Raw genomic sequence first — 10,123 nt, forward strand, 5'->3', positions numbered from 1 at the left:
GATGGCTATATTTGGCAGCAATAATTCTCACGTATGGTAGTTAATGAGTAGTGCAATAAATAAACAATTGGTTATGAACTCTTTATTAATGGCCATTAATAGGCGTAAACCTGTTAAAAATCTACTGCTGCACAGTGACCAAGGTTCACAATATACTGCGCAAGGGTATCAATATCTCTTAGCTGTAAAGAATATAGATGAGTAATAAAGGCTGTTGTTACGACAATTATGTTGTGGAAAGCTTCTTCAGTTCTCTAAAAAGGGAGTTACCAATAGACACCTCTCGGCACTCTAAACAGCATATCAAAACTGCTATATTTGAATATATAGAAATTTTTTATAACAAACAACGTCACTATTAACTATTGCATTCCAGAACAATTTGATGCATCATTCTCTTTGTAAAAAACATTCCAAACTTTCTCTCCACTTTTTCTGGGTGAGGTCATATGTGTACATCCCCATCATGAATGCTATTTTCGGTAAAATCTCTTACAACGCTCAAAAGCAGAAAAACAAAAACTTGATTTTCTCAGCTAAATAGTGGACCATCAAAAGCACGCATAAATATCTACAATGAAAGAAAAAACTTTCACAATCATCGATGGCTATGGTTTTCTTTTCAGAGCTTACTATGTACTACCTCACTTAATTACCACAACAGGAATGCCAATAGGTGGTGTATATGGCTTTCTGAATATGGTTCTTAAGTACATTGCCCATTCGGACTACTTAACTATGGCACTTGATGCAGGGAAAAAGAATTTTAGGCACAATTTATATCCTGAGTACAAAGCGAACAGAGTAACGCCTCCTGAGGATCTAACTCCACAGTTCACCATACTGAGGGAAGCGGTAGAAGCTTTTAACCTCAGCTATGAAGAGATTGAAGGTTATGAAGCAGATGATATAATCGCAACACTAGCTGCAAAATACGCCAACCACCAAGACTTTAAAGTGGTAGTCGTTTCATCAGATAAAGATTTGTTCCAGCTTTTGAATTACAACATTCTAATATTTGATCCTATTAAAAATATATACATAGATGAAAAACAAGTAATAGAAAAATTTGGTGTAAACTCACACAAGCTTCTTGATTTATTTTCTCTAACTGGTGATGCATCTGACAACATTCCAGGCGTTCCTGGAATAGGTCCGAAGACTGCAGCTAAATTACTGGATGAATTTGATTCATTGAATAATATTATAGAGAACATTGATAATATCGAGCAAACGAGGATTCGTAATATTCTCACCGAACATAAGGAAAAAGCTATAATTTCAAGAGAACTTTTATCACTATGCGAAAAAGTAGACCTTCAACATGATATTGCAAAATATGAAGTCCATTCTCCAAATATGGAAAAACTATTATCCTTTTTAAAGAAGTATGAATTCAATTCCTTAATAGGGAAAGTGGAAAAGCTTTTTTCCTATAATGGGTCTAGCACAAAAGAGAAAATAGAATATAGTAGTGAAGAGTTAGAGAAATTTTTGGAGCATTGTAGATATGAAGGCAGAATTGCAATTCATTGCCACTTTGAAGACAACTTATTAAATAAAATTTCCTTATCTTATAGCGAAAGTAATATTTTTTATATAGAGCAAGACAGCATACAAGATGCACTCATTATAATTAACTCAACTTTACTCTCAAATGGGGCGCTTAAAATAATACATAACATTAAAGAAATCAGGAAAATCTTCCCTACAGTAGAGAAGATGCTAGATTCAGTTGATGATTTGATGATAATGTCGTATAGCTTGGATACAGGAAAGCATGATCACAGTATTCCAAACATAGTTGCGCATAATTTGAGTGAAAATGCAGAAATTTTCTCGGCAAAAACTTTAATAGCAATTCATGAAAAGCTAAAGCAAAGGTTATTTCAGGAAAAATTGCTCACAATTTACGAGCGCTTCGATAAGCCACTTATGAAAGTAATATTTGATATGGAGAAAAATGGGATATTACTGAACATACAAAAATTACAGGAGCTGTCCGATAAATTTCAGCAGGTAATTGCCGTGCTTGAAGATGAGATATATAATTTGGCAGGAGAAAGATTTAATATTGCTTCGCCAAAACAATTAAGTGATGTTTTGTTTAACAAAATGGGGCTTAATGAAAAGAAAAAGTCAAAAAAATCTGGATCGTATAGCACCAATTATGAAGTTCTAGAGGCACTCGAAGAAGAATGGGTAGAAATCGCAAGTAAAATCTTAAATTGGCGACATTTAAGTAAATTAAAAGGCACCTACACTGATGCATTAATAAAGCAAGTTGATCCACTTGATGGTAGAATACACACAAGCTTTTCAACGACTGCAACTGCAACTGGAAGGCTGAGCTCCAGCAATCCTAATTTACAGAATATTCCTATCAGAAGCGAAGAGGGAAATCTTATCAGACAAGCATTTATTGCGCCAAAAGGGCATAAGATAATTTCTTCTGACCATTCACAAATAGAGTTAAGACTCCTGGCACACGTTGCAAACGTTGCAGCATTTAAAGAAGCTTTTGCAAATGGACAAGATATTCATGAGATCACCGCTAGGCAAGTTTTTGGAGTGCAAGAAATAGATGAGCAATTAAGACGCAAAGCAAAATCCATCAATTTTGGAATTATATATGGCATTAGCCCATTTGGTCTTGCAAAGCGGCTTGGAATTACCATTGCGGAAGCTGCTGAATACATTAATTACTATTTTTCCTGTTACCCAGAAATAAAGGCCTATATGGAAAAAGCAGTGTCTATCGCAAGATTGCATGGTTATGTAGAAACTTTGTTTGGCAGGAGATGCTTTGTAAGAGACATAAACAATACAATTCCTTATATAAGACAATTTGCAGAAAGTGCAGCAATAAACGCACCACTGCAAGGAACCGCTGCTGATATAATAAAACGTGCGACAATTCAGCTTTTTGACCAATTGAAAGTAGGTAAAATAATCCTCCAGGTTCACGATGAACTACTGGTTGAAGTAGAGGACGAAAAGGTACAAGAAACAGCAAAACTTATGAAAGATATAATGGAAAATGCAATAGAAATTTCTGTACCACTTGAAGTAGAAATAAAAGTTGGCGACAACTGGGGTCTAAATTCCCTTAATTATGACTTAAACATCGTGAATTCTAGGAGTATAAATCATTTGAACTAATACGAAAAATATGTTAGAATAGAACATAGCAAATGCAAATAGGTCAGCCATGATAGGCCCACAAGTAAAAAGTTCAAAACCTCCAAAGTTACCTACTCAGGTAACTAACAAAGATGAGAAAGTTTTTAAATTTGAAAAAGAGAAACATCAGTTAATCTATCGTACTTTCCTAGATATTTTTAAAAATCCAGAAAAACTAGAAGAGCAAACGAAACAGGAAATAGAAAAGAAGGAACAGAAATTGAAAGAAAAACAAAAATTACAGAGTGATCTGAAGTCATTAAAGGAACGGTTACCTCGATTACAGGATGAAAATGAAAAGAAAATTTTTACTTTTGTATTTGAGAATAGTGGAAAGATATTCAACAATGTCAATCCAGAAGATATAAAATCACTCAGTGAAGAGAATTTTTCTCAGTTTTTACTTTCCGTATTTGAGAAAATTAGAGAGAAAAAATTAGCTAATGAGGAGAATCTCAAGAATGGTAAAATAAAAGAAGTAGTAGATGACTGTGTAGCTGATATACGCGGTACAGAAGCTAAAGATTCATCCATAAAGTTCGTATTGGAAATGCCGCTGCTGCTAATTGGAGGGATCAAAATAGACCCGAAAAATATTTCTGGCTCCTTTATGGATGGGGTGAAAGAAAAAATACCATTCTTAGGTAAAGACAAAAAAGAGGAAGATGAACCACCACTTAGTGATGAAGAGATGGTAACAACGTTCTTAAGCAAGATCTTTTTTCCTGTCCTTCTTTCCACTATTCCAATGTTAATTTTTGGTCCTACTACACTCGGAGTAGTTGTTGCTGCTATTGGTGCAATATTCGTCATAAAAGGGGGAGTGGAGGTTCTTTTTTCAAATGACAAAAAAGGTACTTTATATAACACTCATTCGCAAGATGAAAAGAAAAAAGAAGGATGGGATGGGAAAGTTCTTGATGGTATCAATACAATTTTAAAAGCTTCAGTCAAAGGAGCTGAGAAATGCACCTCTGTTTCTGAACAAATTTCCCAAGGAAAAGAAAAGAGTGAACAACAGCATGTTCCTGAGAAAGTTTCCCAGAAAAATGAAAAGAGTGAACAACAACCTAACCCTATGCTTGAAAAAATTAGTGTTGGTCAGCAAGCTAAAAACACAGTGCGGCAGACAAGTAAGACTCCTTAGGTTTGCCAAAAAGTGAGTTGTGTAAGAGGTCTACTATTATTCTATAGCACATACAACAGGAGTATGGTCAGACGGATTTTCTAGCTTACGCAATCTATCATCTATGTAGCATGTTTCCAATTTATCTACAGCTTGTGGTGATAACAGCATATAATCTATTCGCATTCCTTGATTATTTCTGAGTGAATTGCCTTGATAATGCCACCAAGTGAATTGTTGCAAATTTGGGTGAGATATTCTAAACGCATCTTTAAACCCAAGATTCAAGATCGCTCTTAACTTCTCACGTTCTCTTATATGAAAGCACACTTGGCCATTCAATAAGTTTGAATCAAAGACATCAATTTCATCCGGTGCAACATTATAATCGCCAGCTATAATAGTTAACTCTTCATTCTTTAACAAAGTGCTCATCCTTTCATATAGATTATCAAAAAACTTGAGTTTATATTCAAATGCTTGAGAGTCCGGGCTTTGACCGTTTGGAACGTATACACTTCCCACCCTTACCTTCTGATTATTGTGCTTTATTATGCACTCTATATAACGCGCTTCTTGATAACCTTCTACGATATCAATCTTAAACTTCTCCAGTATCGGATATTTAGATAAAACACAAACGCCATTTCTTGCAACTTGTCCATAGATAGCATATTCATATCCTAACTTTTCTATCTCCGCATAAGGAAATTGCTCTTCCGTACATTTTATCTCTTGCAGCAAAACTATATCTATCTGACTATCAACTATAAAACTACAAAGTTGGTTAACTCTTTTACGTATGGAGTTTACATTCCAAGTTGCAATCTTTAGCATCAGCAATCCTTATTAATTATATCAATTAAACTCTCCCCAGTAGGCAACCTCGATGTTATAATTTTTTTCCACTTGATTAACTTTAAACTATCAGCAATGTTTTTACTCATGGTATATGCAACTGTATTATTCATCACATGAGATAGCCCACTTTTTAGAACTAATGAACAAAATACCCTTGCTGTCTGTGAGGAAAAAAAAGCAACACTACCAATTTTACCATCCAACAGTAAATTTTTACACCTATTAGTTAGACTCCTTTTAATGATTGTTTTATAGAGTACAACTTCTCTTACGTTAAAATCTTCTTCAGATAATCTCTTTTTTAGGTCACATGATACTTCTTGTCCTCTTATATATAAGAACTTTATTGCACTTGAATAGTGAGCTTTTATGAATGATATCAGACCATCAACGTTGCTGTCTGCTGAGATTATATCAGAAAATCCCAAATTTTTTGCAGCCTGCATGGTTGAATTACCAACTGTAATAATCGGAAAGTCATCCACTTTGCATATTTGACTAAAAGCCTTTACACTGTTTTTGCTTGTGGATATTACAACGTCAAATTCGTGTGCAGATATATCAGGATTTAAGTACTTTATTGTGAATACTGGTTCTATATAAACTTTGTATCCATACTTTCTCAATATATTTCTTGTATTGAACGAATCCAATAAAGGCCTCGTTAATAAAATAGACTTCATTCTGATTTATTTCACTACCAGTAAAATAGTACCCTTTATACACAAATTACTGAATAAAAACTTTTATTTTGATAGCTTGAGCAATTATTCAAGTAATTGATGTGGAAGTAGGAGCACTAAGCGCTCCTACCCCAATAAGCCCACAATTTCTGCTTACACTTTTTTGACGCTAATTACATCGAACTCTTTTGAATGGCTTCCTTCAGTGGAATTATATAGCTAATATTCCTGTATAAGTTAAATAAGTTAATACCTAAGCTTGTACTCTTGCAGTATTTGAAGAGAGATTCTCAAGGACGTTTTTTGTCTGTGGTTCACTAATCATAGTTTGAACGATATTAGCTGCCATAATAACACAGCCTAGAATAAAAAAAGGCGTAGAAACAAAATAAATAACAGAAGACTCAAAAAGCGACATAGATGCAATACCTCCTATTAGAAATGAAGCACTGGATGCTATATCAAGATAGATCTTTGTTAACTTTTTTTGTCCTGGAGTGTTTTTTATGCCAGATTTCTTATTAAGATTCTGTTGTCGGGAATGATCATTTAGTGACCATATATTTAAAGCAAACGAAAGTGCACTGAATATAGTGCCGGCAATACTAAAATACAGACTTAAGACAGGAATATTCAAGACCAATGCCGCTATGTATCCAATGAAAGAGATAGTAGATAGTGTAGTAACTAAGCGTTTCGAGTAAGTTCGTACCTTCTTTCTGTAGGCTAACTTATCTTTTTCACCATACATAGCATAAATATTACCTAATATGTTATATTATAACATTAATTAATTCAATAAGCAATATGGAAGCTAAGAGTGCCCGAGAGAAGACTTGAACTTCCACAACTTAAAAAGTTACTAGCACCTGAAGCTAGCGCGTCTACCAATTCCGCCACCCGGGCTTTTTATAGTTTACTATGTTAAAGTTAAATAATATACTTGAACAATTTTTAGTTCAAAGGTAATGCCAAATCTAGATCAAATATTTTTTCCTCAAAACAATGTTAATATTAATAACGTATATAAAATAGTCAATAACGCTTTGAGCAATAGCGATGGTGGTGAGCTGTTTCTAGAATTTTGCCAGTCGGAGTCCCTGGTTTTTGAGGATAACATATTAAAACACATGGACTTGAATACTAGAAGGGGATTTGGTTTAAGGTCTTTTTGTGAAGATAGTACATCTTTCGTTTGTTCTTCTGAGATCAGCGAAAAAGAAATTAGTAATGCTGCTTCTATGGTAAAAAGCTCAGTGTCTTTAAACAAGACAAATTCAATAAATTTAAACGAAGAGACAAAAAGCCTATATTCGAGGATTAACCCTATAAATGAAATGGATCTGAATTCAAAGATTAAGCTACTCAATGAGGTTAATGAGTATGTAAGGTCCAAAAATAACTGCGTGAAGCAAGTAAAAATAACTCTAAGTGGAGAATGGCAAGTTGTACAAATAATAAATGGTGATCACAGATTAAGCGATATCAGGCCTCTGGTACGTTTTAATGTGCTAGTCATTGTAGAAAAAGATGGCCGTACCGAAAGAGGTTCTGCAGGGCATGGTGGAAGGGACTCTTATAGTAAGTTTATTTCTAAGAAAAAGTGGAAAGAAGTTGCAAACCAAGCGTTAGAACAAGCACTGGTAAATCTTGAAGCAATTCCAACTCCAGCCGGAGAAATGACAGTCGTTTTAGGTCCAGGCTGGCCAGGAATATTGTTACACGAAGCCGTGGGTCATGGACTTGAGGGCGACTTCAATCGCAAAAAAGTCTCAGCATTTTCAAATTCTGTGGGTAAACAAGTAGCAGCTAGTGACATCACAATAGTTGATGACGGAACTCTGCCCAATTTGCGCGGCTCTATCAGCGTAGACGATGAAGGCACTCCACCCAGTTATAATATATTGATAGAGGATGGGATCCTAAAAGGATACATGCAGGATCATATGAACGCTAAACTCATGGGTGTAAGCCCAACTGGTAATGGTAGAAGAGAAAGTTATAAAGAAGTTATTATGCCGCGCATGACAAACACCTATATGTTGCCCGGAAAGTATACACCGAAGGAAATAATATCTAGCGTAAAGAAAGGTCTATATGCAGTAAATTTCGGTGGTGGGCAGGTTGATATAACGTCAGGAAAATTTGTTTTTTCATCTTCGGAAGCTTACCTAATAGAAAATGGCAAAATTACACAGCCAGTAAAAGGAGCAACACTAATTGGTGACGGTCCAACAGTGTTGAAAAAAGTATCTATGGTTGGTAATGACTTAAAGTTAGATCCTGGTGTTGGCAAATGCTCGAAAGATGGACAAAATGTGCCCGTTGGAGTTGGTCAGCCGACACTCAAAGTCGACGCAATAACTGTTGGTGGAACTGAGATATAGATAAGGGCTAAAACGGATTCCAGCGCACGGCGCACAGCTGTACAAACATTATGATTTGGAAGCAATTGCCACCAATAGGGTGTCATCCCGGTGTCTGGGCACTGCCTTTGTGTTTGAGGCAAAACTGGCTATAACATTTAACACACTGCTTTCGCAAATAAATGTTCGTACAGTTATGTGTCAGCTACTTGGATGACACTTTTGTACTTGATGCAAGATTATATCTTGAAAAAATTAAGTTTTAATGCTATAAAATAATTGTAGATTTTGTCTCCGTGGTAGCTTTATGAATGTTGAAAGTAAAAAAATACACGATGCTAAAATAAAATTACCAATATTTCTTGATTATCAATCTACTACTAAAGTAGATCACCGTGTTTTAGAGGTGATGATACCTTACTTTGGTGAGTTCAGCAATGCACACTCTCGCAGCCATTCATTTGGTTGGACTGCTGAAGAAGCAGTGGAAAAAGCAAGGAAACACATCGCTGATCTGGTGAACGCAGATAGCAAAGAAATTATCTTTACCTCAGGTGCAACTGAGTCAAATAATACAGCAATCAAGGGCGTTGCTCACTTTTATAAAAATAAAGGAAATCATATAATCACTGTCTGCACGGAGCATAAGTGTGTTCTGGATTCTTGTCGGCATCTGGAAAATGAAGGCTTTAAAGTTACATATTTGCCTGTTAAGCAAAACGGAATTATAGATTTATCAAAGCTTGAGGAAGCAATTACTGATCAAACAATCCTGGTTTCAGTGATGATGGTAAATAATGAAATCGGAGTAATTCAGCCTGTAAAGGAGATTGGTAAAATATGCAGAAAGCATAATATATTTTTCCATACAGATGCAGCTCAAAGCTTTGGAAAAGTTCCAATTGATGTTAATGAGATGTGCATTGATCTTATGAGTCTCTCTAGCCACAAAATTTATGGACCTATGGGAATAGGCGCATTATATGTACGTAGAAAGAATCCTCGTGTTAGGCTGATACCACTAATTAGTGGTGGTGGACAGGAAAGAGGCATGCGTTCTGGAACAGTTCCAACACCTCTTGCAGTTGGTTTTGGTGAAGCGGCACGTATTGCTAAAGAAGAAATGAAAAAAGAAACAACTAGAGTGGAAGAATTAAGGGATATTTTGTATAATAAGATAAAAGAAGCGTTTCCTGATATCGTTTTAAATGGTGATTATGAAAATAGAATTCCTGGCAACCTAAACTTGAGCTTTCCCTATGTTGAGGGTGAGTCTCTCATCATGGCAATCAAGGATTTAGCAGTAAGTTCTGGTTCTGCGTGCACGTCTGCGTCTCTTGAGCCTTCCTATGTCGTACGGTCGCTAAATAATGGCCATGACCTTGAGCATTCATCAATTAGATTCGGCCTAGGCCGATTTACAACTAAAGAAGAAGTTTTGTACGCAGCAGATCTTGTTGCTAAAAATATTGGCCGACTGAGAGAAATGAGCCCACTTTGGGAGATGGTACAAGAAGGAGTAGATTTGAACACCGTGAAATGGGACTCTCATTAAATGTATCCATTCCAATTGCAAATGCACTTTGAAATTACTCTGTAACCGTTCACACTTAATTCTTCAATCTCACTAATAGAAAGGCCAGTAAACTTGACAATGGTGTTGACATCAACATTATTAGCCAGCATTGCTTTTGCGACTTCAATTTTCCCTTCCTCTTTACCAATTTTGATGCCTCTTTCTTCGCCAATTTGGATGCCTTTTTCAGTAGCAAGGTCAAGTCTGTATTCAAGAATTGCTTCTTCTTTGCGTAGATCCATTATTCTTTCTTCGTAAGCTACTAAATCTTTTTCATTCCAGCTAAACCTGTCTAATTCATCGTAGGCTAACTTTATTATTGGTGCTT

At 35.6% G+C, this 10,123-nt stretch carries 7 protein-coding genes, 1 tRNA gene and 2 pseudogenes; 5 read left to right on the forward strand and 5 right to left on the reverse strand.

Going from position 1 to position 10,123, the window contains the following annotated elements:
* The 3 genes and pseudogenes from OZD68_RS06835 to OZD68_RS05980 all read left to right on the forward strand — a co-directional run.
* Positions 1-405 (forward strand): annotated as a pseudogene (locus OZD68_RS06835) (transposase); the annotation flags it as partial.
* A 171-nt stretch (positions 406-576) separates the two neighbouring features.
* A complete protein-coding gene (gene polA / locus OZD68_RS05975) occupies positions 577-3,162 on the forward strand; it encodes a DNA polymerase I (RefSeq protein ID WP_182309522.1) in 2,586 nt (861 codons plus the stop codon).
* Positions 3,163-3,211: 49 nt separating this feature from the next.
* The gene (locus tag OZD68_RS05980; RefSeq protein WP_259366034.1) at positions 3,212-4,330 is read left to right on the forward strand and encodes a hypothetical protein; all 1,119 of its coding nucleotides are present in this window, start codon (positions 3,212-3,214) and stop codon (positions 4,328-4,330) included.
* Positions 4,331-4,366: 36 nt separating this feature from the next.
* On the opposite strand, the gene OZD68_RS05985 is transcribed toward OZD68_RS05980, so the two are convergent.
* From OZD68_RS05985 to OZD68_RS06000, 4 genes are all read right to left on the reverse strand, one after another.
* The gene (locus OZD68_RS05985) at positions 4,367-5,146 is read right to left on the reverse strand and encodes an exodeoxyribonuclease III (protein WP_006280373.1); all 780 of its coding nucleotides are present in this window, start codon (positions 5,144-5,146) and stop codon (positions 4,367-4,369) included.
* Positions 5,146-5,853: a uroporphyrinogen-III synthase gene (locus OZD68_RS05990; protein ID WP_010962976.1), complete on the reverse strand. Its 708-nt coding sequence runs from the start codon at positions 5,851-5,853 to the stop codon at positions 5,146-5,148. Before OZD68_RS05990 ends, OZD68_RS05985 begins: the two co-directional genes overlap by 1 nt.
* Positions 5,854-6,106: 253 nt before the next feature.
* The gene (locus tag OZD68_RS05995; RefSeq protein ID WP_010962975.1) at positions 6,107-6,604 is read right to left on the reverse strand and encodes a hypothetical protein; all 498 of its coding nucleotides are present in this window, start codon (positions 6,602-6,604) and stop codon (positions 6,107-6,109) included.
* A 70-nt stretch (positions 6,605-6,674) separates the two neighbouring features.
* Positions 6,675-6,759: transfer RNA gene (locus OZD68_RS06000), tRNA-Leu, on the reverse strand.
* Positions 6,760-6,821: 62 nt separating this feature from the next.
* Here OZD68_RS06000 and tldD point away from each other — a divergent pair.
* On the forward strand, positions 6,822-8,240 hold the full coding sequence (gene tldD, locus OZD68_RS06005; RefSeq protein WP_182309523.1) for a metalloprotease TldD: 1,419 nt from the start codon (positions 6,822-6,824) through the stop codon (positions 8,238-8,240).
* A gap of 286 nt (positions 8,241-8,526) precedes the next feature.
* Entirely contained in the window at positions 8,527-9,774 is a 1,248-nt protein-coding gene (locus tag OZD68_RS06010) for an IscS subfamily cysteine desulfurase (RefSeq protein WP_182309524.1), read from the forward strand.
* On the opposite strand, the pseudogene OZD68_RS06015 reads toward OZD68_RS06010, so the two are convergent.
* A pseudogene (locus OZD68_RS06015) lies at positions 9,771-10,123 on the reverse strand (hypothetical protein); the annotation flags it as partial. The gene OZD68_RS06010 and the pseudogene OZD68_RS06015 sit on opposite strands and share 4 nt — an antisense overlap.

Origin of the sequence: Wolbachia endosymbiont of Drosophila bicornuta (genome assembly GCF_028982105.1) — a bacterium.
In the GTDB taxonomy this organism is placed as follows: domain Bacteria; phylum Pseudomonadota; class Alphaproteobacteria; order Rickettsiales; family Anaplasmataceae; genus Wolbachia; species Wolbachia pipientis.